Source organism: Pantoea sp. PGP6 (assembly GCF_053474785.1).
In genome coordinates this window covers 489,083-515,080 of the sequence record NZ_JBQBMA010000001.1, presented here as the reverse complement: position 1 = coordinate 515,080, position 25,998 = coordinate 489,083, and the positions used below count along the sequence as shown (strand labels likewise).

22 protein-coding genes are annotated in these 25,998 nt (G+C 55.8%); 11 read left to right on the top strand and 11 right to left on the bottom strand.

Annotated features, from left to right (window positions below):
- Nucleotides 1-7: 7 nt before the first annotated feature.
- The 3 genes from aaeB to aaeX are packed head-to-tail and all read right to left on the bottom strand — an operon-like array spanning nucleotide 8 to nucleotide 3,113.
- Nucleotides 8-1,960 (bottom strand): p-hydroxybenzoic acid efflux pump subunit AaeB, encoded by a 1,953-nt coding sequence (gene aaeB, locus ACLIBF_RS02485; RefSeq protein WP_069729028.1) that lies wholly within the window; start codon nucleotides 1,958-1,960, stop codon nucleotides 8-10.
- A 9-nt stretch (nucleotides 1,961-1,969) separates the two neighbouring features.
- Nucleotides 1,970-2,902: a p-hydroxybenzoic acid efflux pump subunit AaeA gene (gene aaeA / locus ACLIBF_RS02480; protein ID WP_069729027.1), complete on the bottom strand. Its 933-nt coding sequence runs from the start codon at nucleotides 2,900-2,902 to the stop codon at nucleotides 1,970-1,972.
- Between the two features lie 7 nt (nucleotides 2,903-2,909).
- Complete coding sequence (aaeX, locus tag ACLIBF_RS02475; protein ID WP_031375118.1) at nucleotides 2,910-3,113, bottom strand: p-hydroxybenzoic acid efflux pump operon protein AaeX; 204 nt, start codon at nucleotides 3,111-3,113, stop codon at nucleotides 2,910-2,912.
- Nucleotides 3,114-3,345: 232 nt separating this feature from the next.
- Here aaeX and aaeR point away from each other — a divergent pair, with 232 nt between their 5' ends.
- Nucleotides 3,346-4,263: an HTH-type transcriptional activator AaeR gene (gene aaeR / locus ACLIBF_RS02470; protein ID WP_069729026.1), complete on the top strand. Its 918-nt coding sequence runs from the start codon at nucleotides 3,346-3,348 to the stop codon at nucleotides 4,261-4,263.
- 33 nt (nucleotides 4,264-4,296) lie between these two features.
- On the opposite strand, the gene tldD is transcribed toward aaeR, so the two are convergent.
- From tldD to csrD, 8 genes are all read right to left on the bottom strand, one after another.
- Nucleotides 4,297-5,742 carry a metalloprotease TldD gene (gene tldD, locus ACLIBF_RS02465; protein WP_031375120.1) on the bottom strand — a complete coding sequence of 482 codons (1,446 nt, stop codon included), beginning with the start codon at nucleotides 5,740-5,742 and terminating at the stop codon, nucleotides 4,297-4,299.
- 64 nt (nucleotides 5,743-5,806) lie between these two features.
- A complete protein-coding gene (yhdP, locus tag ACLIBF_RS02460; protein ID WP_279810020.1) occupies nucleotides 5,807-9,628 on the bottom strand; it encodes an AsmA2 domain-containing protein YhdP in 3,822 nt (1,273 codons plus the stop codon).
- Between the two features lie 157 nt (nucleotides 9,629-9,785).
- On the bottom strand, nucleotides 9,786-11,255 hold the full coding sequence (gene rng / locus ACLIBF_RS02455; RefSeq protein ID WP_046289276.1) for a ribonuclease G: 1,470 nt from the start codon (nucleotides 11,253-11,255) through the stop codon (nucleotides 9,786-9,788).
- Nucleotides 11,245-11,838 carry a Maf family protein gene (locus ACLIBF_RS02450; RefSeq protein ID WP_031375122.1) on the bottom strand — a complete coding sequence of 198 codons (594 nt, stop codon included), beginning with the start codon at nucleotides 11,836-11,838 and terminating at the stop codon, nucleotides 11,245-11,247. The genes rng and ACLIBF_RS02450 overlap by 11 nt, the downstream gene beginning before the upstream one ends.
- Nucleotides 11,839-11,846: 8 nt before the next feature.
- The gene (gene mreD, locus ACLIBF_RS02445; RefSeq protein ID WP_031375123.1) at nucleotides 11,847-12,335 is read right to left on the bottom strand and encodes a rod shape-determining protein MreD; all 489 of its coding nucleotides are present in this window, start codon (nucleotides 12,333-12,335) and stop codon (nucleotides 11,847-11,849) included.
- Nucleotides 12,332-13,354 carry a rod shape-determining protein MreC gene (gene mreC, locus ACLIBF_RS02440; RefSeq protein ID WP_031375124.1) on the bottom strand — a complete coding sequence of 341 codons (1,023 nt, stop codon included), beginning with the start codon at nucleotides 13,352-13,354 and terminating at the stop codon, nucleotides 12,332-12,334. The genes mreD and mreC overlap by 4 nt, the downstream gene beginning before the upstream one ends.
- 148 nt (nucleotides 13,355-13,502) lie before the next feature.
- On the bottom strand, nucleotides 13,503-14,546 hold the full coding sequence (gene mreB / locus ACLIBF_RS02435; RefSeq protein WP_003855260.1) for a rod shape-determining protein MreB: 1,044 nt from the start codon (nucleotides 14,544-14,546) through the stop codon (nucleotides 13,503-13,505).
- 310 nt (nucleotides 14,547-14,856) lie between these two features.
- Nucleotides 14,857-16,806, bottom strand: coding sequence for an RNase E specificity factor CsrD (gene csrD / locus ACLIBF_RS02430; RefSeq protein WP_046289277.1), 1,950 nt, complete (start codon nucleotides 16,804-16,806; stop codon nucleotides 14,857-14,859).
- Between the two features lie 285 nt (nucleotides 16,807-17,091).
- Between csrD and msrP the strand changes: the two genes are divergently transcribed.
- The 10 genes from msrP (at nucleotide 17,092) to fis (ending at nucleotide 25,538) form a co-directional block, all read left to right on the top strand.
- A complete protein-coding gene (msrP, locus tag ACLIBF_RS02425) occupies nucleotides 17,092-18,096 on the top strand; it encodes a protein-methionine-sulfoxide reductase catalytic subunit MsrP (RefSeq protein WP_069729024.1) in 1,005 nt (334 codons plus the stop codon).
- The gene (gene msrQ, locus ACLIBF_RS02420) at nucleotides 18,097-18,702 is read left to right on the top strand and encodes a protein-methionine-sulfoxide reductase heme-binding subunit MsrQ (protein ID WP_069729023.1); all 606 of its coding nucleotides are present in this window, start codon (nucleotides 18,097-18,099) and stop codon (nucleotides 18,700-18,702) included.
- A gap of 232 nt (nucleotides 18,703-18,934) precedes the next feature.
- Complete coding sequence (gene aroQ / locus ACLIBF_RS02415; protein ID WP_031375127.1) at nucleotides 18,935-19,387, top strand: type II 3-dehydroquinate dehydratase; 453 nt, start codon at nucleotides 18,935-18,937, stop codon at nucleotides 19,385-19,387.
- A 25-nt stretch (nucleotides 19,388-19,412) separates the two neighbouring features.
- On the top strand, nucleotides 19,413-19,874 hold the full coding sequence (gene accB, locus ACLIBF_RS02410; protein ID WP_031375128.1) for an acetyl-CoA carboxylase biotin carboxyl carrier protein: 462 nt from the start codon (nucleotides 19,413-19,415) through the stop codon (nucleotides 19,872-19,874).
- Nucleotides 19,875-19,885: 11 nt separating this feature from the next.
- Nucleotides 19,886-21,235: an acetyl-CoA carboxylase biotin carboxylase subunit gene (accC, locus tag ACLIBF_RS02405; RefSeq protein WP_031375129.1), complete on the top strand. Its 1,350-nt coding sequence runs from the start codon at nucleotides 19,886-19,888 to the stop codon at nucleotides 21,233-21,235.
- Nucleotides 21,236-21,307: 72 nt separating this feature from the next.
- Nucleotides 21,308-21,550: a YhdT family protein gene (locus ACLIBF_RS02400; protein WP_069729022.1), complete on the top strand. Its 243-nt coding sequence runs from the start codon at nucleotides 21,308-21,310 to the stop codon at nucleotides 21,548-21,550.
- Nucleotides 21,540-22,985 (top strand): sodium/pantothenate symporter, encoded by a 1,446-nt coding sequence (gene panF, locus ACLIBF_RS02395; RefSeq protein WP_069729021.1) that lies wholly within the window; start codon nucleotides 21,540-21,542, stop codon nucleotides 22,983-22,985. The genes ACLIBF_RS02400 and panF overlap by 11 nt, the downstream gene beginning before the upstream one ends.
- Nucleotides 22,986-23,001: 16 nt before the next feature.
- Nucleotides 23,002-23,883 carry a 50S ribosomal protein L11 methyltransferase gene (gene prmA / locus ACLIBF_RS02390; RefSeq protein ID WP_031375132.1) on the top strand — a complete coding sequence of 294 codons (882 nt, stop codon included), beginning with the start codon at nucleotides 23,002-23,004 and terminating at the stop codon, nucleotides 23,881-23,883.
- Nucleotides 23,884-24,252: 369 nt separating this feature from the next.
- The gene (gene dusB, locus ACLIBF_RS02385) at nucleotides 24,253-25,218 is read left to right on the top strand and encodes a tRNA dihydrouridine synthase DusB (protein WP_031375133.1); all 966 of its coding nucleotides are present in this window, start codon (nucleotides 24,253-24,255) and stop codon (nucleotides 25,216-25,218) included.
- A gap of 23 nt (nucleotides 25,219-25,241) precedes the next feature.
- A complete protein-coding gene (gene fis, locus ACLIBF_RS02380) occupies nucleotides 25,242-25,538 on the top strand; it encodes a DNA-binding transcriptional regulator Fis (protein ID WP_003855228.1) in 297 nt (98 codons plus the stop codon).
- The last annotated feature ends 460 nt before the right edge of the window (nucleotides 25,539-25,998 follow it).

Genomic DNA, 25,998 nt, shown 5'->3' with positions numbered 1-25,998 from the left:
GCCGGTTTCAGATTTGGATGAGGGTGTTCTGATACTTGTTCAGCATGGTCGCCAGCCGTTTTACCGGTTCGGTGACGCTAATCGGCGCGTCGTAATGCACCAGTTTTTCCTGATATACCTCCAGCTCCTGCAGCAGACGCTCGAAATAGTGGCGGCGCTTGTCGTCACTGCTGGCGGAGATCACCCGATCGGCGGTGTAGCGCAGTTGCCGGTGGTAGGCTGACAAATCATCATTCACCGGTATTTCCGCATTGCGTAACCGCTGATGTCCAATAATCAGCGTCAGCGCGATACGGTATTTGTCGATATCGCCGGGGAACAGATTCAGCAGCAGAAACAGTTGCTGATAGAGCGCCGGCAGATGGTTTTCACGGCGGCGCGCCTGATTGGTGGTCATCGCCGACACCGCAGCATACATAAAGCGGTTAAGCAGTTTGCGGCCGGTACGCGCTTTAGATTTATCGCGGATCAGCAGGATCACCATCATTGCCACGAAGCAGCCAATCACCTGGCCGAGCACATTATCGAGGAAGACGTTAAATTCGAACTTCATCGGATTATCCAGCACCAGCACGTTGATGGTACCGATTAACGCACCCAGGGTGCCAAGCTGCCGTCGCTGAATGAAGATCCCGCCAACAAAGCCCAGCAGGCCGATAGCGATACAGAGCAGCAGCGCGCTCTGCTGAGTATTGGGCAGTACATAGATGAAGTAGAGTGCACCGAGCGGCACCGCCACCGTCATGCCGTAGAGGAAATCTTTCGCCATCATCAGCGGATTCGGCATGCGCATCGCCAGCGCGGTAATCACTGCCAGCATCACCATGCAGCCGCTGCCGGAAGTCCAGCCGGTGTATAACCAGAACAGCGATCCCAGCGCGGTAGCCACAAAGGTGCGGATGCCGTTGATCATCGCATGATGGGTCTCAGCCGATCGCGCCTGAATCAGCACCTCACGCTGCAGGATTTCCTCCTCCAGCGGGGTGATACGGCTGTTACTTTTAATGCCGTTACGCAGCAACAGATATTCTGTCGCCGCACCGACCCAGCTCACCAGCGTAACCGGCGTGGTTTTGCCGCTGGCGCCAATCACCCGCCGCATCACTTTCATCCGCTTATGAACCTCGTCAGCCGTTGTGGCCTCTTTTTCAATCAGCAAACGGTACTGCGGTGGAATGTAGTCAGGTCGTGAGTTCTGGATCAGAAAGGTTTCTGCCGCCTGAGTAATCAGGGTCAGAGAGAGGGTGTTGAGCATCTGCAAACGACGGTTGCTGTTCTGCCAGCGCGAAGATTCCATCATCAGCTGGCTGCGCATGCTGTTTAACGCCGTGGTACGCCGTACCAGCGCGCTCCAGGCTTTATCGACTTCCTCTTTATCGCCGTGCGCCACGCACAGTTGCAGCAGCTGATAATGCGCCACCAGCAGGGAATCCACTTCAGCGTCGATCACTTTTTTAATCGAGCGCGGCGAGAAGATCATATCCGCCAGAATGGCGCACAGAATCCCGAGCACGATCTCACTGCAACGCTCTACCGCGTACTGCGGTGCCAGCGTCAGGCCACCGCTGGCGTCTGCGGTGACCACGATAATCAGCGCGGTGTAGCCCGCCAGCCCCAGCGCGTAGGAGTTTTCAACTTTGATCAGCGAAGAGAGCCAGACGCAAAGCCCGGCCCAGATGCAGCAGAGCAGCAGCATCACCACCGGCGCGCGCACCGTGGCAATCATGATGGTCAGCGCGGCGATACAGCCGATGAAGGTCCCGATAATACGCAGAATGCCGCGATAACGCAGTGCGCCTGAATAGGGATCACCACCGGCTGCGAAGGCGGTACCGCCGGCCACAATGCCCGCGGTCATCACCGCCCAGCGGGGCGTTTCAAGATTAAGGTGAAAGCCAATCATCAGCGCTGCAACCAGCGCGAAGGTCAGCTTCACCGGGAAACGCAAAAACTCGATCATATCGCCCTCTTAACCAAACTCACGCAGGCGATTGAACAGTCGGGTCATTGGCGAAACCTGCTCCGGCTGGCGATCGGCCTGACCGGTGATGACCACCGTTGCCGTCGTGCCTGCCGGGAAGCGGTTGCCTGGCTGTTGATCAAGACGAATACGTACCGGCACACGCTGCGCCAGACGGACCCACTCCAGATTAGAATCGATGGTTGCCATGCCTTTGCTGTCGACCGAGCTGCTGCTGTTGGTGACGCCGGCAGCCACGCTGTCTACCGTACCGCGCAGCACTACATTACTGCCAAGCGGCGTCACTTCAGCGCGGAAGCCGCGTTCAACGCCGTGCAGTTTGGTCTCTTCCAGGTAGGCCAGCACGTAGAAGGAGTGCTGCTGAACCAGCGCCACCGCCACCGAGCCGCGGGTGATGAACTCCCCTTCGTAGACATTCAGGTTCGTCACCCAGCCATCGGACGGCGCTTTCACGGTGGTGCGTTCCAGATCGATCTTCGCCAGATCGCGGGTCGCCACCGATTTCGCCAGCTGATGTTCGCTGGTTTGCAGATCGTTGTTAGCCTGGTCGATCGCTTCGCGTGACATGGCCGAGGTGCCCAGCTGGTTACGACGTCCCGCTTCACGGCGTTTCTCGCTGACCAGCGCCTGGTAATACTCGACATCAGCCTGTGCCTGATCCAGCGCTTTCTGATAGCGCGGCCGATCGACCACAAACAGGGTATCGCCCTTCTTCACCAGCTGGTTGTCGTGAACCGGGACGTCGGTAATCAGACCGGTGACATCGGGTGAGATGGCGACGACATCGGCAGCGAATTTTGCGTCACGGGTCCAGGGCGATTCGGTATAAAACACCCAGGCACGGAAAATAATCACCACAGCAATGCTGACCAGCAGGATCGTAATCGCGTAACGCGCGATTTTTCTTATGAGTGCTTTCACTTAAACCTCAGACAAATAAACGGGATACAAGGTAAAACACACAGCAGTAAAGTGCTGTATTAAAAAGTGCCGGATGCCAGACAAGATCATAAATACCGCTCGGCGTCAGCACGCGTTTCACTAACCAGAACAGCATTAGCGAGATAATTAATTCGATGAAAACGGGCGGAAAAGAGAGCCCAAACATGACAAATACCGGAAGCACACTCATCAGAAATCCTTAGTTCGACCTTGCCGGAAGACTCTTTTGCCTCGTCAGATGCCGCAGGAAAACCCACTGGCTGCTCTATCCGAACCCCAGCTGGCTTAATAATAGCGTATCATCGAAGGGCATCAGGCAATGAAGAATCACCGGGAGATACCCCGGCGCGCTTATAGTAACGCGCCTGACTATAAGTTTTCTACAGAATGTGATCTAAATCACTTTTAAGCCAGAGTAAATAATGGAACGACTGAAGGGCATGTCCATTTTCGCCAAAGTGGTTGAACTGGGTTCATTTACCGCTGCCGCGCGCCAGCTTCATCTGAGCGTCTCTTCTATCAGCCAGATAGTGGCAAAACTGGAAGATGAGCTGCAGGTTAAACTGCTTAATCGCAGTACCCGCAGCATCGGCCTGACCGAAGCGGGTAAAATTTATTATCAGGGCTGTCGTCGCATGCTGGCCGAAGCCACTCAGGTGCACGAGCAGCTTTATGCCTTTAACAACACGCCGATTGGCGTGCTGCGTATTGGCAGCTCCTCGACCATGGCGCAGAACGTGCTGGCCGGCATGACCAGCGATATGCTGCGTGAGTATCCGGGACTGAGCGTTAATCTGGTCACCGGCATTCCGGCCCCGGACCTGATCGCCGATGGTCTGGACCTGGTGATTCGGGTCGGAGCGTTAAAAGATTCCAGCCTGTTTTCGCGACGCCTTGGAGCAATGCCGATGGTGGTGTGCGCAGCTAAGAGTTATCTGGCGCAGCACGGCACGCCGGAAAAACCGGGGGATATCGATAATTTTGCCTGGCTGGAATACAGCGTACGTCCCGATAATAACTTTGAGCTGATTGCGCCTGAAGGTCTGGTGACGCGACTGGCGCCGCAGGGACGGTTTGTCACCAATGATTCCCTGACCCTGATTCGCTGGCTGAAGGCGGGTAACGGCATCGCTTATGTGCCGATGATGTGGGTTATTGATGAGATCAGCGCCGGTGAGATCGATATTCTGTTTCCGCAGTATCAATCCGAGCCCCGTCCGGTCTATGCGCTCTATACCGAAAAGGATAAGTTGCCGCTTAAGGTGCAGGTCTGTATCGACTATCTGACCGGCTATTTCCAGCAGGTGGCGGAACAGTATCAACAGCAGCGTAAAAGCTAACAACCCGCCTGCCGGCGGGTTGTTAGCAGACTATCAGGCGGTGCCGCCAATCGTCAGTTTATCCAGCTTCAGAGTGGGCTGACCGACGCCAACCGGCACGCTCTGGCCTTCCTTGCCGCAAACGCCAACGCCTTTATCCAGCGCCAGATCATTACCCACCATTGAGATTTGCTGCATCGCTTCAATGCCGGAACCAATCAGCGTCGCCCCTTTCACCGGTTTGGTGATTTTGCCCTTTTCAATCAGATACGCTTCTGAGGTTGAGAAGACAAACTTGCCTGAGGTGATGTCCACCTGGCCGCCACCAAAGTTGGGCGCATACAGACCATATTCAACGCTTTCGATGATCTCCTGCGGCGTCGACTTACCGGCCAGCATGTAGGTGTTGGTCATGCGCGGCATCGGCAGGTGGGCGTAAGATTCACGACGACCGTTACCGGTAGGACTGACGCCCATCAGACGCGCATTGAGTTTATCCTGCATGTAGCCTTTGAGTACGCCGTTCTCAATCAGCATATTGTACTGACCCGGAACGCCTTCATCATCGACCGCCAGTGAACCGCGCAGTCCTTCAATGGTACCGTCATCAACCACGGTACAGAGTTCTGACGCCACCAGCTGGCCCATCTTGCCGCTGAATACCGAGGTGCCACGACGGTTGAAGTCGCCTTCCAGTCCGTGTCCGACGGCTTCATGCAGCAGGACACCCGGCCAGCCTGCGCCCAGCACCACCGGCAAGGTACCGGCAGGTGCCGCCACAGCAGAGAGGTTAACCAGCGCCATCCGCACCGCTTCACGCGCCCAGGCATCAGCCCGCACATCGCCATTTTCATCGGCGAGGAAAAATTCATAACCGGTACGTGCACCGCCGCCGCTTGAGCCGCGTTCACGTTTACCCTGATCTTCAACCTGCACACTGATCGAGAGACGCACCAGCGGACGAACATCGGCTGCCAGCGTGCCATCCGTCGCGGCGACCAGCACCTGCTCGTACACACCGCTCAGGCTGGCGTTGACCTCCTGCACCCGCGGGTCGGCAGCGCGGGCCACCTGATCGACACGGTGCAGCAGGGCAATTTTATCTTCACGCGTCAGACTGCTGAGCGGATCAACGGTGGAATAGAGCGAGCGGTTCATCACCGCGGAAAGGGTATGCGCCTTACCGTTGCCCTGTTCGCGAACAATGCTGCGCGCCGCTTCCGATGACAGACGCAGCGCATTCAGCGTGATCTGATCGGCGTAGGCAAAGCCGGTTTTCTCACCGCTGACGGCGCGCACGCCGACGCCCTGGTCAATATGGTAAGAGCCATCTTTAATAATTTTGTCTTCCAGCACCCAGGATTCGTGGAAACTGGACTGAAAATAGAGATCGGCATAATCCAGACGACGTTCTGAAAGCTGCCCTAACAGGGAAAAAAGGTCCTGCTGATTAATGCCGTTAGCAGTTAGTAACTGCTCACTTACCAGGTTCAGAGTCATCGTTTCTCACTCATTATGTGCTCGGATAATCATAGCCTGCGGTAATTCCGGTACCGCGTCAAATTCACTTGTTGTCAGTTTCACGCGGTTTACGCAGTACTTCATTGATTTCCGGTTTATCCAGCGGGCCACTGATGTGATAACGCAGCAGCGATATCCGGTTCCATACCGGTCCCAGAACTTTACTGGCGGCGAACACCGCCGCGCCAATCACCGGATTAACCACGAACGCCGCCGCGACACCGACCGAGGCAGAAATTTCCGGGGTGATGACGGCTTCCATATCGATCCGACGCTTAACCAGGTCCATATTGCCCTGCATGGCGATGTCCGCTTCCAGTCCATCGACCTGCAGGTTATCGGTGCGCATCACGCCATTTTCGATCCAGGCGGTACCGTTAATCGAATCAAAATAGAAGCCATCGTTAAAGGTGTCACTGAAATCGAAGCGCAGTTTGCGCAGCAGCGCGTCGAAGCTGAACAGACGCAGGATTTGTCCGGCGGTACCGGTGTTCACATCCGCAATCTGGCCTTTGCCAAAGTGGGTTTTCAGGGTGCCGCTCAGGGTTTCGGCTGACGGCTGCCACGGTGCCGCACGCCAGTGCAAATCGTAATCGATATTGAACGGCGCATCGCGCAGCGGGGTATTCACGCCAAACCAGTTAGTGGCGTTATTGATATTAGGCCCTTTCAGCGTGCCTTTCAGTGAGGTGCGCGGGTCATCGTGACGGTTAACCCATTCACCCTTAATTTTCAGCTGCGAGCTGCCGGTATCTACCGTGCCGTTAGTCAGTGCTAACGTATCGCCTTTCGGTTGCAGCGTCGCCGCGATCCGTCCATATTTCTGTCCCAGCACCCAGCACTCCGCGCAGCGCAACTGCAAGGCTGGCCAGCCGCTGAAATTAATCTGGCTGGCTTGCTGAGAGCTGGCGTTGCCGCCCTGCTGTGCCTCATGGTCCCATTGCGGATTGTAATAGAGGTAATCCAGCCCGATCTGCCACGGCGCCTTCGCGGCTATTTCCAGCTTACCGCGTATTTCCTCGGCGTTAATGCTGACCTGCGCATTGCCACCGGCCGTTTCTGCCAGCGTCGCGTCTACCGCATGCCACTGCTGCCCCGCCAGCGTTACCGCCGGGCTGCGCAGTGTGAGGTTGCCCGGCAGCGTCACGCCGCCCAGCTGACGTTCTCCGCCGCTGCCGCCAGCGCTACCACTTCCGCCAGCCATCATCGCTACCCAGGCTTCGCCATCCAGCGGTGGCAGATTAAGCACCATACCGGCATGATCGGGAAGCGCCGGCGTTTTCGCTGCGTCATTCAGCCAGATGCCGCGATCAACGCGTAAGGTCGGCTCCAGCAGCCAGCGGCTGTTAAACCGATGGCGTGCAGCCACGCTGCCACTGAGATCGAAACGCTGCAGGTCGCCGCTGGCTTTGATAGCAATCGGCATCGCCTCACCGGCCTTTTTATCCAGCGGTGAAGGTAAGCGACTGCTCACTTCTTTGCCATCGCCGTTCAGCTCTACTTCGTACCGCGCGCCGCCGCGATGCGGCAGCGTGATATCCACGTCGCCCTGCCACGGCAGATGTCCAGCGAGCTGGCGGCTTACGGTGGCAGGAATCTGGCTGATTTTAGCCGGTTGCCAGTCCCCCAGCAGTTTCACCTTAACGCCAAAATCATCCGGGTTCTCTTTGGTGCTGAAACTGACGCCCAGCGGCTGACCGAACCACCGCGCCTGCATCTCTTCACTCTCCAGATTACCGTTGTTGTAACGGAAACGACCGGTAAGGTTGGTCAGCGTGGTTTTTAGCGGCTTGATAAACAGCGCGTTATTGTTCATGACCACGTTACCGCTGGCGTGGACCTGCTGACCATCAAGCGGGATATCGAGATTCAGGTGGCCCCGGGTGGTGCCTTTAATTTCCAGCTGCTCCAGTGCTGCGCCGAGTGACGCTTTCAGCGGCGTCTGCTGGAAGTAATCGGCGATTTGTTTCCCTTCTCCGCTGATGTCGCCATCAATAATCAGCTTCTCTTTCAGGTAGTCCGGGATAACGGCGCTAACCTTACGCGCCTCAACGTCGCCAAGGCGAGCGGTCGGGGCGTTCATCCATAAGCCGTCGTTCAGGAAGTTAAGATCGATATCCAGATTGCTGAGCGCCGGCCATTTGGGCTGGAAGGCATAGGTCGCCTGGCGCAGCGGAACCCAGACCTGGAACATACCGTCGTTGTGCTTGAACGGGAATAGCGCCGGGTTACCGGCAAACAGCAGCGTGGCGTTATCCACTTTACCGCCCTTCACCGCTCCGCTCAGATAATGCGTCAGCCCGTTGCCCATCAATGGCACCGGGAAATAGCGCCAGGCATCGCCCGCATCGGTTATCCGGATACCGGCAAGAATGTCCAGCCGCGGCTCGCCTCCGCTGTTTTGCTGATAGCTGAAGTCACCCCGCGCCCACAGCGAGCGCGCCTGCAGATCGAGGTTTTCGCCCGTCAACGTCAGGCCATGTTCATCGCGCTGCCAGCGCACGGCACCGGTAACCTGTTTAATCTCGAGCGGAGCCTGGAAAACATCGCCATAAGGCACGGTCGCCGCGCCCATATCAACGCTGACCTGGCCATGATTCAGGCTGCCACGCGCTTCGCCGCTTAAGTGACTGATGCCAGGCAGGAGCTTCCAGTGCTGCCAGCTGAAGTCGCGCCATTTCACCTGCAGACGGGTCTGGTCAGGCTGCTGTAACGGAATATCCAGGGCGAGGCCATCAATGGAGCCCTGCGGCCGCAGCGTACGCCAGTTCTCAAACAGCGCTGGCGACAGCGGCGCAAACAGCGGCACGATCGGTGCAATATGATCCAGCGCCAGTTGGGTGGCGCGTACCCGCACTTCAGGCTGACCATTGGCACCCAGCATCTGCTTATCTTCCGGTCGCCATAACAGCGAGAAGTGACCGGCCGGCCACGGATTGCCATCGGTGCTCAGGCGGGTTTGTGGCACATTCACCACCCAGCCGTTCTGGAAGCGCGACAGGTGCGCCGTCAGGCCGTCCACCTGCAGCGTATGCTGGCCCGTTTCGCCCTGCCAGCTGGCACCGCCGCGGCTCAGCAGCAGGTCACCGGCATAAATATCGCCGTCGCGCAGGTTAACCCAGGCAGCCAGGCTAAAACGGGCGCTGTCCAGCCGGGTATTATCCCGCATCCAGCGGCCCAGCCACGGACGCATATCCACGTCATCGGCCTGCATCCAGATGCGGCCATCATTCAGCAGGCCGTTGCTGTCATTAAGATCGAGCCGTACCTGAACCACGCCGTGCTGGCCGGTAAAGCTCGACAGGCTGACTTCACCTTCTGCCCGATGGCGGGTTTTCTCATTCAGCCAGGTGAGTCGCGGAATAGCCAGCTCGGCATGCTGCCCGGAAGGGGTACGAAAACGAATGGTGCTGTCACGCAGGTCGAAGTGGTCAAACTGGCGCAGGAACAGTTCATTGATTTGCGCCGGCCGGAAGCTGTTCTTCTCTTTGTCGCTGTCCAGCAGCGGGCGGTTGCTGTCGAGATGCAGCTGCCAGAAAGTGAGGTCGCGGAATTGCCAGCGCCAGTGCAGCAGGGATTGCCAGACGTCGAGCGCCAGATTGATGCGGGCGATGGTCAGCTTGCCGTTTTCCTGCAGATCGACGCTGAGATCCCGGACCTGCAGAGTGGGGCCAAAATTCTCCCACTTTCCCTGCAGCTGACTGGCGTGAACCGGCACGCCGGTGCGATCCGAGACGAATTGCAGAAGGTTATTGCGATAGCTGTCGAGATGCGGCATCACCAGACGCAGCCCGCTGACCAGCAGCGCGACAATCACGATGATCGCGGCGACCAGCAGTAACAAGATCCTCGGCAACTGCCTCACTCACATCTCTCCTTGCCTTCCGTAAACGACGGATAGTTAGTTCTGTTACCCGGCCGTCTTCAGACAACTGCGCCGGAAAGACGCATGTTATCCCAGACAAGGGCGATTTTTTAGCCCGACGATTTGAGCAAAGCCGGTCGGGCTGACGGGTCTGATATTACATCATCACCACGTCAAACTGCTCCTGGGTATAGAGCGCTTCAACGTGGACTTTGACCTGTTTGCCGACAAAGATTTCGACCTCTGCCAGCGCATGAGACTCATCGGTTTTCAGCGCTTCGCCGACGGTCGGCGAGACGTAGACCAGGAAGCGGTCAGCATCATAGGCATGATGTACCCGCACAATCTCACGCATGATTTCATAACAGACCGTTTCAACCGTCTTCAGCGTGCCGCGTCCTTTACACACCGGACAATCCTCACACAGCACGTGCTCAATACTTTCACGCGTCCGTTTGCGCGTCATCTCCACCAGGCCCAGCGCCGAGAAACCACTGATGCCGGTCTTCACCCGATCTTTGCTGAGGGCGGTCTCCAGCGAGTGCAGCACCCGACGGCGATGCTCTTCGTTACTCATGTCGATGAAGTCGATAATGATGATGCCGCCAAGATTACGCAGTCGCAGCTGACGCGCTATCGCCTGAGTGGCTTCAACATTGGTATTAAAAATTGTCTCATCAAGATTGCGATGGCCGACAAAGGCACCGGTGTTGATGTCGATGGTGGTCATCGCTTCGGTTTGATCGATGATCAGGTATCCGCCAGACTTTAGTTCAACTTTGCGATCCAGCGAGCGCTGAATCTCATTTTCTACATCAAACAGATCGAATATCGGCTGTTTGCCATTGTAGAGCTCCAGCTTACCGGCCATTTCCGGAATATATTCACTGGTAAACTCCACCAGCATATCGCAGGTCAGACGCGAATCGACCCGGATGCGGTCCAGCGCTGCGCCGGCGAAATCGCGCAAAATACGCTGGGCTAAGGCCAGCTCACCGTAGAGCAGACAGCGGGTCTGGTTGCGCTTTTTGCGCTCGCTGACTTTGGTCCACAGACGCTTGAGAAACGCTGCATCCTGCGCCAGCTCCTCTTCGCCGATGCCTTCTGCGGCGGTGCGGATAATAAAACCGCCCAGATGATCGCAATAGTCGGCGACCACCGCCTTAAGACGTTCGCGCTCTTTTTCACTGTCGATACGCTGAGAGACGCCCACGTGCGACGCGCCTGGCATAAACACCAGATAGCGCGACGGCAGTGTAATATCAGTGGTCAGGCGTGCACCTTTAGTGCCCAGCGGATCTTTCACCACCTGCACCACCAGATCCTGCCCCTGACGCACCAGCTCAGCGATATCGCGTACGATGAAGTTTTTCTTTTCATCACCCGCCACACATTCGGTGTGCGGCATGATGTCTGAGGCGTGCAAAAACGCGGCTTTATCCAGACCAATATCGACGAACGCGGCCTGCATGCCCGGCAGCACCCGGCTCACCCGGCCTTTATAGATATTACCGACGATACCGCGTCGGGCTTCGCGCTCAATGTGGATTTCCTGCAGTATGCCACCATCAATATAGGCAACACGCGTTTCAGAAGGCGTGACGTTAACCAGTAATTCAGCCGTCATGTTGACCCCTTACGGCACGCAGTGACTGAAAATGGCTGAGCAACTCTTCGGTCTCAACCAAAGGCAGTCCAACCACCGCGTGGTAGCTCCCATTAATTTTGCGGACAAAGTTCCCGCCCCTGCCCTGAATGCCGTATGCGCCGGCTTTATCCATCGGCTCACCGGTTGCAATATAGTCGGTGATATCGGAGGCGGTTAAGGTGCGAAATGTCACATCGGTGGTAACCACGCAATCCAGCGCCTGATGACGATCGGCCAGTGCCACTGCGGTCATCACCTGATGAGTCTGCCCGGAGAGCTTATGCAGCATTTCGGCCGCATGGGCCGCATCGTGCGGCTTTTCCAGTACTTCACCGTTCAGCACGACGATCGTATCGGCACCCAGCACCGGCAGATCCTGCGCGGCCAGCCGGACGCCCGCCTGCGCTTTGTCATTGGCCAGGCGACGAACATAGTGTTCAGCCACTTCATTTGGCTGCCGCTGTTCTTCAACGTCAGTCACGATGCGCTCGAAGGTCAGGCCAAGCTGCGTTAACAGCTCACGCCGACGCGGTGAACCGGAAGCAAGATAAAGGGTTACCATAAATTTCCTTATTGAACAGCAAACTGACGACGAATCTTTCTCATGAGTAAGAATAGCCATGGCCAGAGGATACCGTCGACGACACTGCTCCAGAAAATTTCAGGTCGGAATGAAACGTTGATAACCAGGAATTCCGCCCAGAAGACAATCACATCCATAGCCAGAGACAGCACCATAACCATTAACGCTTGCTGCCACAACGCTAAGTTGCGGAATAACTGGAACTTAAAGGCGATCAGGTAGGCGATGATGCTGAGCGCCAGCGCACGCACTCCGAGGGTAGAGCCGGCGATCAGATCCATAATGGCGCCCATCAGGAAGCCGCTGCCAACGTTAACCCGATGCGGCAGGGCGAGCACCCAATAGATGAGGATCAGTAATAACCATGAGGGCCGGAACATATAAATCTGATCCGGCCACGGCATGATTTGCAGGACCAGCGCAACCAGGAAAGAGAGCCAGATGACCCAACGTCCCTGGCTGCGATATCGACTCAAGGCTGACCTCCGCGTGAACGCGAAGTACTGCCCTGTCCGGCACTGCTGCCGTTCGCCGGTGCCGGCGGACCCATCTGGGCGGCTGGCGCTGGCGGTCCCATTTCTCCGGCTGGCGGCAGAACCTGCGGCATCATTTGCATCAGTCGTTCGTTGGCGACGCGATGCACTTCATCCTGCGGCAGCGGCATATCGCCATTACGGTCGGCGCCCCACAGCAGCAGCAGATAGCGCAGACGCTGCAGGCCGGCGGTCGGATGTGCCTGAATCACGGTATAAGCGCGTTGGGTATCGACTTTAACCGAGGAAACCACACCCACCGGATAACCTTCCGGGAAGCGGCCGCCAATACCGGAAGTCACCAGCACGTCACCGACCCGGATATCAGTATTACCCGGCAGATGCTCAAGCTGGAGATCTTCGGTACAGCCATTACCGGCGGCAATGACGCGAATGTCATTACGCAATACCTGGATCGGCAGCGCGTGCGATGCATCGCAAATCAGCAATACGCGGCTGGTCAGTTGACTGACCGCAATCACCTGTCCGACCACCCCTTTATCACTGATGACCGGCTGACCTTCATAGACACCGTTAACGCTGCCTTTGTCGATCACCACCTGGTCGGTATAAGGGTCAGTGCCGGTCGAGATGACCTGCGTTACCATCTTTTGCTCATCCTGACGCAGCGGTGAACCCAGCAGTTCACGCAGGCGTGCGTTTTCCTGCTTGTATTGCCCCAGCATTAGCAGGTTACTGTTTTTCAGGAAGAGCTCGCGACGTAAGGCTTTGTTTTCCTGTTCAAGCTGCTGACGTGACGCCAGCGACTCCGACACGCCATCCAGAATCTGGCGCGGCCCATTGGCCAGGAAGTAAAACGGACTGACCGACGTATCCAGATAGTTGCGTATTTGGGTAAAAGAACCCACACGGCTGTCAGCAATGATAATGGCAATCGCCACGATGACGGCCAGGAAAAGACGCAACTGCAGGGATGGTCCCCTGCTAAAAATCGGCTTCATATAATCTGCGTGATCCTCGACGACAGGTAAGGAAACCCGGTATGACACCGCGCTTCCCTGAGCTGGACGCATTGCACCGGCGCATAGTGCGCCGGTTGACACGCGACTCCCTGCGCATCGTCATGACGTTCTCAGCCGGTTGAGGCAATTATTCTTCGCTGAACAAATCGCCGCCATGCATGTCGATCATTTCCAACGCCTTGCCACCACCGCGTGCCACACAGGTCAGCGGATCTTCAGCGACAACCACCGGAATGCCGGTCTCTTCCATCAGCAGACGATCCAGATTACGCAACAGCGCACCACCGCCGGTCAGCACCATGCCGCGCTCGGAGATATCCGACGCCAGCTCTGGCGGACACTGTTCCAGGGCGACCATCACCGCGCTAACGATGCCGGTTAACGGCTCCTGCAGCGCTTCGAGAATTTCATTGGAGTTCAGCGTAAAGCCGCGCGGTACACCTTCAGCCAGGTTACGGCCACGAACTTCAATTTCGCGAACTTCATCGCCCGGATAGGCTGAGCCGATCTCATGCTTGATACGTTCTGCGGTAGCTTCACCAATCAGTGAACCGTAGTTACGACGCACATAATTAATAATAGCTTCATCGAAACGGTCACCACCAATACGCACCGACGAGGAGTACACCACGCCGTTCAGCGAGATCACCGCCACTTCTGTGGTACCGCCACCGATATCGACTACCATTGAACCGGTCGCTTCTGATACCGGCAGGCCAGCGCCAATCGCCGCAGCCATTGGCTCTTCAATCAGGAAGACTTCACGTGCGCCAGCACCCTGAGCAGACTCACGGATGGCGCGACGTTCTACCTGCGTGGCCCCGACGGGTACGCAGACCAGCACGCGCGGGCTGGGACGCATGAAACTGTTGCTGTGAACTTGTTTGATGAAGTGCTGCAGCATCTTTTCGGTGACGAAAAAGTCAGCAATTACGCCATCTTTCATCGGGCGAATAGCTGCGATATTGCCTGGCGTTCGGCCAAGCATCTGTTTTGCGTCATGACCAACGGCCGCGACACTTTTCGGTGAACCGGCACGATCCTGGCGAATAGCGACCACGGAAGGCTCGTTCAGCACGATGCCTTGTCCTTTCACATAAATCAGGGTATTCGCGGTACCCAGGTCAATGGACAAGTCATTGGAAAACATGCCACGAAATTTTTTAAACATACTAAGGGATAATCCTGCAAGCTGGGGGCGGAAAATAAAATCCGCTTACTTTACCAACCACACGAAGCTGCCACAAGGCGCAAAAACGTTCTGCTTCGGTGAAAAAAGACGCCAAATTGCGTTTAAGTCATCGGAACCGGCCATCATTGACAGCGGAATGGCGATAAGACGCCATCGGTGCCGGTTTTTATCGCCTTTCAGGCCTGGGTTTCCGACATAAAATCTAACATTTCCGGCAGCCAGTTTTGCGACCCGACCCGGACTCAAGGCTAAAAAAAGCCTGCGTCACCGTCAAAAAGGGCGCAATCCACTAAATACGGTAACGTTGAGAATACTTTTTCACATTACTGTTTACCGGCTGCGAAGGGGCAAAGAAGTCGCCCTGTCCACCTGCCACTCCTAACGCCACCAGCGTTTGCCACTCCGCTTTAGTGCGGACGCCGGCAGCAAACACCTGGGTATTAGTCGATTTACACACTTCCAGCAGGCTCTGTACAAACAGCTGATTTTCAGTGCGACGCTCAATATTGCGTACCAGACCGGCATCAAGTTTGATCAGTTCCACCGGCAGCTGGCGAATGTAGGCACTGCTGACCACGGTTAAACCGGCCTGATTAACCGCGACACGACAGCCAAATGCCTTAAGGGCGCGGAACACCGGCGTTAAACGGCTGATGTGTTGACAGACATCTGCCTCGGCAAGTTCAAATAAAAATCGCTTTCTTTGTCCTTTGGGGCATTGCAGCAACATATTCTGCAACCAGAGCACGAAAGATCGGTGCAGCAGCGAGTCGATAGTGACCGGTATCACCAGCGTCTCTTCCGGCCAGAGTTCAGATAAGGCGGCAATGCGGGTGACCAGCTGGCGATCCCAGCTATCGGCCATGCCGAGCTGCTGGACCAGCGGCATATATTCTGCTGCCAAAACCTCTTTATCACCATCAAAGATACGGGTCAGCATCACGCGATGCTGCACCTTGCCTTCCATATTGACGGCTGGTTTCTGGTACAGGCGCGGACCACCGCGACTGAGGGTGTTTTCCAGCAGGGTACGCCAGCGCACGCTTCCACGTCCGGCATCCTGAGGATTACCGGCTCCGTTGGTCCAGTTGTTGCCCCCTAACAGCGCCGCGCGTCGGGTCGCCATTTCGACATTTTCCATCACCTGCGGCACCGTCTGCCCGCTGTGCCAGGCGCTGATACCAATGTGAATAAGATCATCGCGATTGACCATTCGCATCGGCGGCAGCGAATCGACGGCGTTGATCAGCTGATCGGCGATGCTGTTGGCCTCTTTCAGGCTGCGATGCGGCAGTAGCACCGCAAAATCACTGCGGAAATAGCGCGCCAGCAGAGCACCGGGATAACGCAGCACAAAGGTGGAGAGCATGTTGACGATGTTAAACAGATACTCATCGATCAACCCTGGCTCCAGCGTTTCGCTCAACGTGTCCAGATCCGGCAGCCGTACCATCATGACCACGCCATGGGTACCGACATCCTCCTGATCCTCCAGCAGCGTGGCGAGCTGACTGTCAAAGAACAGGCGATTATTCAGACCGGTACGGCTATCCTGAGCAGCAAAGGTGCGGATCAGCGTATCGATACGCAAACGCTGTTCACCCGCTTCCTGTAAATCGGAGAGCAGTACATCCAGCGCGCGGCTCGCCCTGGGCGGCCACTCATCCAGATTACGTTTCGGTACTACCCCACGCTCACCGTCAATAATCGCCTCTGCGCGTATTTCCAGGTGCTCCATGCCGCGCCACTGGCGACGTAACCAGCGGTGCAGAATAAACAGCAGCAGGCTCATCACCAGCACCACCGTTGATACCGTGCCCATCGCATAGGTCCCGATAATGGAGCGCAGCCAGGTGCGGGCAGGATCGAGGGTGACCACCCGCACATGCACTCCAGGCTGATGGATTAACGGCACATCAAACTGGACGAAGCGATTGGGCTGATGGTCGAGCATCAGGTTTTCGTGACGGGAGAGAGAGAAAAAGATGTGGTCGCCGCTGTAGAGTTGAATCTGCTCGGCGTTGATAATCGGCATTAATCGGGTAATCCAGCTGTGCAGCTGGTCGGGCGACTGGATAAGCAGCGCCTGATCCACTTCGGTTGCCAGCACCTGCGCGCGCTGTTCGACCCGCTGATGACTGAACCAGAAAACGCTAAAAGCACAGCCCACCAGCATTAATAACATTGCCAGTATGCTAAGAAAGGTAATAAACGCAGATAGTTTTGTGGTTAATCGCATCCCTGTGCCTGTGTTACTGCGGTGATAACCGGATCACCCACCCTTGTACCGTCAGCCTGACGAAAACGCGAGCAAAATAGCATAATTTGCGTTTAGCGACAGCGCCGTGACGACTGAAGCGGAAGTATATCGTCGGGAAAGGGGCGCTGGCGTTGATCCCAGCGCTTTTCGGTGCATTCTCATCGTCTCCGGCAGCCAGGAAATTTCACATTTTAACGGCGAAACTGGCTGCAATCGGTAATAGTCATCATGCTGGTCAATAAGACCACGGCTGGAGAGTGCACCATGAAGCGCAACACTGATCTGACGGAAGCCGACGTAACGCCGGAAAACATTTTTAATATGAAGCGCCGCCAGGTGCTGAAAACGCTGGGACTGAGCGCGGCGGCGATCGGTCTGCCGGGCGTAGCCAATGCGGACATTCTCAGCTGGTTCAAGGGCAACGATCGCCCGCCCGCCCCCGCCGGTCGGGCGCTGGACTTTAGCAAACCGCCACAGTATCAGGCCGACCTGACCTTAACGCCGGCAGAGAAGGTTTCTGGCTATAACAACTTTTATGAGTTTGGTCTGGATAAAGCCGATCCCGCGGCCAATGCCGGCACGCTGAAAACCGATGGGTGGAAACTGACGATTGATGGCGAAGTGGCGAAACCGATCACCCTGGACATGGATGACATTTTCAAACGCTTTGCCATGGAGCAGCGTATCTACCGCATGCGTTGTGTAGAGGCCTGGTCGATGGTGGTACCGTGGGTCGGCTTTGAACTGAATAAGCTGATTTCTCTGGCCGAACCCACCAGCAAAGCGCGTTTCGTCGCCTTTCAGACGCTGTACGATCCTGAACAGATGCCGGGCCAGAAAGACCGTTTTATCGGTGGCGGGCTTAATTATCCCTATGTTGAAGGGCTACGGCTGGATGAAGCGATGCACCCTCTGACACTGCTGAGCACCGGCGTTTACGGTAAGGCGCTTCCGCCGCAGAACGGCGCGCCAATTCGCCTGACGGTGCCGTGGAAATATGGCTTTAAAGGAATTAAATCGATCGTCAAAATCACCCTGACCGAAAATCAGCCACCGACCACCTGGAATCAGATTGCGGCAGATGAGTATGGCTTCTATGCCAACGTTAATCCGCACGTCAATCATCCGCGCTGGTCGCAGGCTACCGAGCGCTTTATTGGCCCCGGCGGCAGCCTGAAAGTGGAGCGTCAGCCTACGCTGCTGTTTAACGGCTATGCAGAGCAGGTCGCTTCACTCTATCGCGGACTCGACCTGCGGGAGAATTACTGAGTGGTACGCCTGTCGTTAAAACAGATCACCTGGCTCAAGGTGATCCTGCATCTGGCGGCCCTGCTGCCGCTGGTTTATCTGATCCTGGCTGCCCTGCTGGGCGGATTAAGTGCGGACCCGGCGAAAGATATTCAACATTTTACCGGGCGCATGGCGCTGAAACTGCTGCTGGGCACGCTGCTGGTGTCGCCTCTGGCGCGCTATGGCAAACAGCCGCTGTTGATCCGGACTCGCCGTCTGCTGGGTGTATGGACCTTTGTCTGGGCCTCTCTTCATCTGCTGAGCTACTACCTGCTGGAACTGGGTGCCGATAATCTGCGACTGCTCGGCAGTGAGTTAATTTCTCGTCCCTATCTGACACTGGGGATTATCAGCTGGCTGATACTGCTGGCCCTGACGCTGACCTCCTTCCAGCGGGCGCAGCGTAAGCTCGGCAAACGCTGGCAAACTCTGCATAACGCCGTCTATCTGGTGGCGATCCTGGTGCCGATTCACTACATCTGGTCGGTCAAAACCTTGTCGCCCCAGCCACTTATCTATGCCGGACTGGCCGCCTTGTTGTTAGCGTGGCGTTACAAAAAGTTCCTCAAATGGTGGCCTCGCTAGTCCTTCTGTGGTTGTTTTCCTCCCTGACTATCTGCTAAAAGATGTGGCCTTCGGGTCACATCCGATCATCTTCGCAGATAAGACCAGTATTTTGCTGCGAAATGACACGAAACGGATATAATGCCCGGCTTTATTGCAAAGCGGGTCTTGTTTTTCATCGTGAAAGGTGACAAATGGAGATTGGCAAGGTATTTTACGCGATGCCTCAATGATTGCGGGAGATGGCAGCAAGATGGCGCATAAATTACATATTCTGCTTTTAAACGGACCCAACCTGAATTTGCTGGGAAGCCGTGAACCTGACAAGTATGGTCACACCACGCTGCAGCAGATTGTGGATGATCTTACACGTCAGGCAGACCAACTGAATGTGGAGTTAAGCCACTTGCAATCCAACGCTGAGTTTCAGCTGATTGATCGCATTCATGAGGCCAAAGGCAATGTGGATTACATCATTATCAATCCTGCCGCGTTTACCCATACCAGCGTCGCGCTGCGTGATGCCCTGTTAGCGGTTTCGATTCCGTTTATTGAGGTTCATCTCTCAAATGTGCATGCACGCGAGCCCTTCCGCCATCACTCCTATCTTTCTGATGTATCTGCTGGCGTCATCTGTGGGCTTGGCGCTGACGGCTACACATGGGCTTTACAAACGGCAGTAAAACGCCTGTCTCAAACTAATTAATCAAACTGAGTACGGAACCCCACTCATGGATATTCGTAAAATTAAAAAACTGATCGAACTGGTTGAAGAATCTGGCATCTCCGAGCTGGAAATCTCCGAGGGCGAAGAGTCCGTTCGTATCAGCCGTGCACCTGCAAATGTTGGTTATCCGATGATGCAGCAGGCGTATGCTGCGCCGGTACAGCAACCTGCCCTGGCGACTGCCGTGGCACCGGTGGCTGCCATCGCAGAAGCAGCGCCCGCGGAAATCAGCGGCCACATCGTGCGTTCGCCGATGGTCGGGACTTTCTATCGCACCCCGAGCCCGGACGCAAAAGCCTTCATCGAAGTGGGTCAGAAAGTTAACGCCGGCGATACTCTGTGCATCGTCGAAGCCATGAAGATGATGAATCAGATCGAAGCCGACAAATCTGGTGTGGTGAAAGCCATTCTGGTCGAGAGCGGTCAGCCGGTCGAGTTTGACGAGCCACTGGTTGTCATCGAATAACGGGGCGGACCATGCTGGATAAAATTGTTATTGCTAACCGCGGTGAGATCGCGCTGCGCATTCTGCGTGCCTGTAAAGAACTGGGCATCAAGACTGTGGCGGTACACTCAAGCGCGGACCGTGACCTGAAGCACGTGCTGCTGGCGGACGAAACCGTCTGCATCGGCCCGGCGCAGTCAGTCAAAAGTTACCTCAACATCCCGGCGCTGATCTCCGCAGCGGAAATCACCGGCGCGGTGGCGATTCACCCTGGCTACGGCTTCCTGTCTGAGAATGCCGATTTTGCCGAGCAGGTTGAGCGCTCTGGTTTTATCTTTATTGGCCCGAAAGCCGATACCATTCGCCTGATGGGCGATAAAGTGTCCGCAATTAATGCGATGAAGAAAGCCGGTGTGCCAACCGTTCCTGGTTCCGACGGCTCGCTGACCGATGACATGGAAAAGAACCGTGCCTTCGCTAAGCGCATCGGTTATCCGGTGATCATCAAAGCCTCCGGCGGCGGCGGCGGTCGTGGTATGCGCGTGGTGCGCAGCGACAAAGATCTGGAACAATCCATCAACATGACGAAAGCGGAAGCCAAAGCGGCTTTCAACAACGACATGGTTTATATGGAGAAGTATCTGGAGAATCCTCGTCACATCGAGATTCAGGTACTGGCCGACGGTCAGGGCAACGCCATCTATCTGGGCGAACGCGACTGCTCAATGCAGCGTCGTCACCAGAAAGTGGTGGAAGAAGCGCCAGCGCCAGGCATCACGCCGGAACTGCGTAGCTTCATCGGCGATCGCTGTGCTAAAGCCTGTATTGAGATTGGCTACCGCGGTGCAGGTACTTTCGAGTTCCTGTATGAAAACGGCGAGTTCTACTTCATTGAGATGAACACCCGTATTCAGGTAGAGCATCCGGTGACCGAGATGATTACCGGCGTCGACCTGATCAAAGAGCAGTTGCGTATCGCTGCCGGTCAGCCGCTGTCGATCAAACAGGAAGATGTGATTATTCGCGGACATGCGGTTGAATGCCGTATCAATGCTGAAGATCCGGTCTCTTTCCTGCCAAGTCCGGGCAAAATCACCCGTTTCCACGCGCCAGGCGGTTTTGGCGTGCGCTGGGAGTCGCATATTTACTCCGGTTACAGCGTGCCGCCTTACTACGATTCCATGATCGGCAAGCTGATCACCTACGGCGAAACCCGTGAAGTGGCGATTGCCCGCATGAAGAATGCACTGGCGGAACTGATCATCGACGGTATCAAGACCAACATTGAACTGCAGATGAAGATCATGTCCGACGAAAACTTCCAGCACGGTGGAACCAATATCCACTATCTGGAGAAAAAACTCGGCTTGCACGAGAAGTAATCGCAACGCTGAGATAGTCTGAGGCCGGTTAATCCGGCCTTTTTCTTTTGCCGCTGGCGTTAAGGTTGAAACATGGATGCTCGTTTTATACAGGCGCATAAAGAGGCCCGCTGGTCACTCTATCTGACCCTGCTCTGGCTGGCCGTTTGGGGGCTTTCCGCCTGGCTGGGCGGGAGCGAAACGGGGATCACCGGCTTGCCGCGCTGGTTCGAACTTTCCTGCGTGTTTGCTCCCCTGCTGTTCATTTTTTTATGCTGGCTGATGGTCCGCGTGATTTTCCGCGACATGTCGCTGGAGGATAAAAATGAATTTTGAAATTATCCTGCCTTTATTAATTTATCTGGTGCTGATTGCCGGACTGTCCGTCTTCGCGGTCCGTAAACAGCGTCAGGGCAACTTTCTGACCGAATACTTCCTTGGCAGCCGTTCCATGGGCGGGTTCGTTCTGGCCATGACTCTCACCACCACCTATATCAGCGCCAGCTCGTTTATTGGCGGGCCCGGTGCCGCCTACAAATATGGTCTGGGATGGGTTTTGCTGGCGATGGTTCAGGTTCCTGCCGTCTGGCTATCACTCGGCGTGCTGGGCAAGAAATTCGCTATTCTGGCGCGTAAGCACAATGCGGTAACGCTGAATGACATGCTCTATGCGCGTTATCAAAGTCCGCTGCTGATCTGGCTGGCCAGCCTGAGCCTGCTGGTCGCGTTCATCGGGGCCATGACGGTGCAGTTTATCGGCGGCGCGCGGTTACTGGAAACGGCAGCGGGCATCCCGTATGACACCGGCTTACTGATTTTCGGTGGCACCATTGCGCTCTATACCGCCTTTGGCGGTTTCCGTGCCAGCGTGCTCAATGACGCGATGCAGGGCGTGGTGATGCTGATCGGCACGTTCCTGCTGCTGTTCGCCGTGATCCATCAGGCAGGCGGACTGGGCACCGCAGTGCAAAAGCTGCACGCTATTGATCCGCAGTTGCTGTCGCCGCAGGGACCAGGCGAGATCATTACCCCGACCTTTCTGAGTTCGTTTATCGTGCTGGTCTGCTTTGGCGTAATTGGCCTGCCCCATACTGCTGTGCGCTGCATCTCCTATAAAGACAGCAAGGCGGTGCATCGGGCGATCATTCTGGGCACCATCGTGGTGGTGGTCCTGATGCTGGGTATGCATCTGGCGGGTGCGCTGGGCCGGGCCATACTGCCCGATCTGACGGTGCCGGACCGGGTGATCCCGACGTTAATGATTACCGTGCTTCCGCCGCTGGCGGCCGGGCTGTTTCTGGCGGCGCCAATGGCGGCGATTATGTCGACCATCAATGCCCAGTTGTTGCAGGCATCCGCTACGCTGATTAAAGATCTCTATCTGCGCGTGGCACCGCAGCAGATGGAAAATGAGCCGCGGCTGCGACTGTTGTCTGGTGCCATTACCTTTGCGCTCGGCATCCTGTTGCTGATCGCCGCCTGGAATCCGCCCGATATGATTATCTGGCTCAATCTGCTGGCGTTTGGTGGCCTGGAAGCAGTCTTCCTCTGGCCACTGGTGCTGGGCCTTTACTGGGAACGCGCCAATGCTGCGGGCGCGATTACCGGCATGGTCTCCGGCGGCGGCTGTTACGCGTTTCTGGCGAGCCTTAACCTGCAAATCATGGGATTTCACCCGATTGTGCCTTCCCTGCTTTTAAGCCTGCTGGCATTTTTAGTCGGCAACCTGTTTGGACGCGCGCCGCAAACTGCCGACGCGCCGCAACACTGAATGTAAGAGAGACGTTATGCCGTGGATTCAAATCAAGATAAACAGCTCGGGTGAGCACGCTGAAACGCTGAGCGATGTGCTGATGGAGACCGGTGCTGTTTCGGTCACTTTTCAGGATACGCATGACAACCCGGTCTATGAGCCGCTGCCGGGTGAAACCCGCCTGTGGGGCGATACCGACGTTATTGGCCTGTTCGATGCAGAAAGCGATATGGCGGCCATCGTCGCTGAACTGGCGCAACATCCGCTGTTAGGTGCCGATTTCCGGCACAAGATCGAACAGATCGAGGATAAAGACTGGGAACGCGAGTGGATGGAAAACTTTCACCCGATGCGTTTTGGCGAGCGGCTGTGGATCTGTCCAAGCTGGCGCGATGTGCCGGATCCAGAGGCGGTGAACGTGATGCTCGATCCGGGCCTGGCGTTCGGCACCGGCACGCATCCGACCACGTCGCTGTGCCTGACCTGGCTGGATGGGCTGGATCTGACCGGTAAAACGGTGATCGACTTTGGCTGTGGCTCCGGGATCCTGGCGATAGCTGCGCTGAAGCTCGGTGCGGCGCAGGCGATTGGTATCGATATCGATCCACAGGCGATCCAGGCCAGCCGCGATAACGCTGAGCGCAATGGCGTCTCCGATCGTCTGTCGCTCTACCTGCCCCACCAGCAGCCGGAAAACCTGCAGGCGGATGTGGTGGTCGCCAATATCCTGGCAGGCCCGTTACGCGAGCTGGCACCGCTGATTAGCGTACTGCCGAAGCCAGGTGGCCATCTGGGACTTTCTGGTGTACTGGAGAGTCAGGCGGAGGGCGTCTGTGAAGCCTATGCAGCGCAGTTCGCGCTTGACCCGGTGGCCGTCAAAGAAGAGTGGTGCCGGATTACCGGTGTGAAAGCCTGAATCCGCGAAGTGCGGTCGTCGCCTGAACGCTCTTCAGGTCAATGCTGAAAGGGCTTAACAGCATATTCAGCCAGCCCGTAGCGTAAGTTGCGGGCTTTCTGCATTCTCAATGGTTGCTTGTATCGTTAATCACGGCATGTGACGTTTATTATCTGGCTAACGCATCTGCTTTTTCGGAAAAACGTTTGCTCACAATTTCAGCATAAATCTCTAATCCAATGATATTTAAGCTTAATTTGTAAGTCGAGTGGTAATGACCCGGATTTCATTGATCTTTCTTGCCAATTGTTCAAAGTTTGGCCTTTCATCTTCCGGAAAAAATGCGTAATATACGCCGCCTTGCAGACACAGTATGGCCATTCTGACTTCATGCGTATTGGAAACCTCCAGCTGAGAAATCGACTGATTGCAGCACCGATGGCCGGGATTACCGACAGGCCATTCAGGACGCTGTGTCATGAAATGGGTGCAGGCATGGCGGTCTCTGAGATGTTGTCTTCGAACCCGGAAGTCTGGGCCAGCGACAAATCTCGTTTACGTATGGTGCACAGCGATGAGCCAGGCATTCGCGCCGTGCAAATCGCCGGTTGCGATCCCAGCGAAATGGCGCAAGCTGCACGGATTAATGTTGAGGCCGGTGCACAGGTTATCGACATTAATATGGGCTGCCCTGCCAAGAAGGTTAACCGCAAAATGGCGGGTTCAGCCTTGCTGCAATATCCCGCCGTGGTGGAGTCAATCCTCTCCGCAGTGGTCAATGCAGTGGATGTGCCGGTAACACTGAAAATTCGTACTGGCTGGGATCCTGAAAACAGGAACTGTGTCGCGATTGCCCAATTGGCTGAACGCTGTGGTATTCAGGCTCTGACGATACATGGCCGCACTCGTGCCTGCCTGTTCAACGGGGAAGCTGAATATGACAGCATTCGGACAGTTAAGCAGAGTGTTTCTATTCCGATTATCGCGAATGGAGACATAACTGACCCGCATAAAGCCAGAGCGGTGCTCGACTATACAGGGGCCGATGCTCTGATGATAGGACGCGCTGCTCAGGGAAGACCGTGGATCTTCCGGGAAATCCAGCATTATCTGGACACTGGGGAGCTGCTTGCCCCGCTGCCAATGGCAGAGGTCAAGCGCTTGCTTGTTTCGCATATACGTGAGCTGCACGACTTTTACGGTTCAGGCAAGGGATACCGTATAGCGCGAAAGCACGTCTCCTGGTATCTGCAGGAGCACGCCCCGAATGACCAGTTTCGGCGCACATTCAACGCCATTGAGGATGCCAGCGAACAGCTGGAGGCGTTGGAGGCATACTTCGAAAATCTTGCGTAACGAAATAAAGAGCTGAAAGAACTATGTTCGAACAACGCGTAAATTCTGACGTACTGACCGTTTCTACCGTTAACTCACAGGATCAGGTAACTCAAAAACCTTTGCGTGATTCGGTTAAACAGGCACTGAAGAACTATTTTGCTCAACTGAACGGTCAGGATGTCAGTGACCTGTATGAGCTGGTTTTGGCTGAAGTCGAGCAGCCTCTGTTGGACATGGTGATGCAGTATACCCGTGGCAACCAGACCCGTGCTGCCCTGATGATGGGTATCAACCGCGGTACGCTGCGTAAGAAATTGAAAAAATACGGCATGAACTGATTCTGGTTCTGTCTGTTAATTACGCCAGCCTTCGGGCTGGCGTTTTTATTTGTGCGCTGTTCCACAAAGCGTCGGGAAAACGAGTGAAACAGTTATCGTCAATATGGTAACTATAGTTGCAATCGCTGACGTGATATTTCACTGCCTCGCTTTCTTAACCTTCTCTTCTGACGCCTCCGGCCCGCCGCGTCTGCCTGCCAGCTATTCCCGGCCAGCACTGGCTTCTGTGATCCTGTACACCTTTCAAAGCAAAGCCTCTTCTACGTACATTTCCGCCTGAGCGATGGCTCACATTGCTTCCATATAGTGAAACTAATTGCACTAAATGTGATCGGGTCGACTCGCATTGCTTCCTTTTGGTGCGCGATATTAGCGGAACTTTCAAATCACTTCCGATTATTAACCGTACTTTCATGAGAATTCAGGCTTCTGCAAACCTGGCATCAGCTTTGCAGAGTCG